1 protein-coding gene and 1 pseudogene are annotated in these 1,102 nt (G+C 63.1%); both read left to right on the forward strand.

Going from position 1 to position 1,102, the window contains the following annotated elements; all coding sequences use genetic code 11:
* Positions 1-548 (forward strand): hypothetical protein (locus O3Q52_RS53405; RefSeq protein WP_269655590.1); only part of this gene is annotated, 548 nt, incomplete at its 5' end.
* 92 nt (positions 549-640) lie between these two features.
* Positions 641-1,102: pseudogene (locus tag O3Q52_RS53410) on the forward strand (hypothetical protein); the annotation flags it as partial.

Raw genomic sequence — 1,102 nt, forward strand, 5'->3', positions numbered from 1 at the left:
TCGCGGGCGCCGACACGGGAGCGGACAAGTCGGCTTCGCCTAGCGCTTCTGCTTCTGTGGCGGCGGGGCGGCCGAAGATCGAGCTGCCTTCGGATCTGACGTACACCTTCGACTGGCCGAAGACGGGCGACAAGGAGAAGGACGCGGTCCTCGCAGACAGCGAGCAGTCCGTCAAGGCGGTCGACCTGGCGATTGCCAACCAGAACGCCTTGGACAAGCCGTACCTCTACTACTACGAGGGGGAGGCCGCCGCGGGGACCGAGCAGTTCATCCAGAACTATGTGAAGAACAAGGCTCGAACCACGGGCGCCTACCGCTTCTACGACCCAGCCGTGACGATTGGCGGCGACGGGACGGCTTCGTTCAGCTATTGCGAGGACCAGGGCAAGGCCTACGTCATGTACCTCAAGGACAAGAAGGTCAAGAAGACCGAGGTCACCGCGAAGAGCTACGTCATTTACCACACGTCGCTCAAGAAGAACAAAAAGGGTGTCTGGGTAATCCAGAAGATCATCTCTCAGAGTGGGAGTTCCAAGTGCCAGCCCTGAAGCGCAGGTTGACGACGACTTCCGCGGTGGTTGCCGTCGGAACCCTCCTGCCCCTCGTTCTCGTTGCGGGTGTCGCGCGTGCCGACGACACCCTGGGCGGCAACACTCAGAATCCGCCCCCGACCGGTCCGTCGGGTGGCGTTGACGGTGACACCATCTCCTCCGGTGCCGGCGGCGTTGTCTTCGACCGCTCGAAGAACGGCAGTGGCGGTTCGGTCGGAGCCGTGAGGCCCACCACGACCTGGACCCCGCCTGCCTGCTGGTACGCGCCGAAATACACGCCGGCCCAGCTCAAGGCCTATCTGGAGCCGATCTGGGCGGCGGAGTCGACGGGGTATCAGTGGGACGCCGAGCAGCGCAAAATGTACGTTGGCGGTGATCCGTACAAGGACTTCAACGAAGACAAGACCGGCAAGGGTTACTTCTGGGACTCGTACGTCAACAAGGGCTACCCGCCAGGCTGGGACAAGTGCAAGAAACCCCCCTTCTGGGTGGACCAGGGTGAGGCCCCGCCCCCCGAGATCGAGAACGCCATCACGCCGGAGATACTCGCC

The sequence above is a fragment of the Streptomyces sp. ActVer genome, assembly GCF_027270795.1.
GTDB lineage: Bacteria > Actinomycetota > Actinomycetes > Streptomycetales > Streptomycetaceae > Streptomyces > Streptomyces umbrinus_A.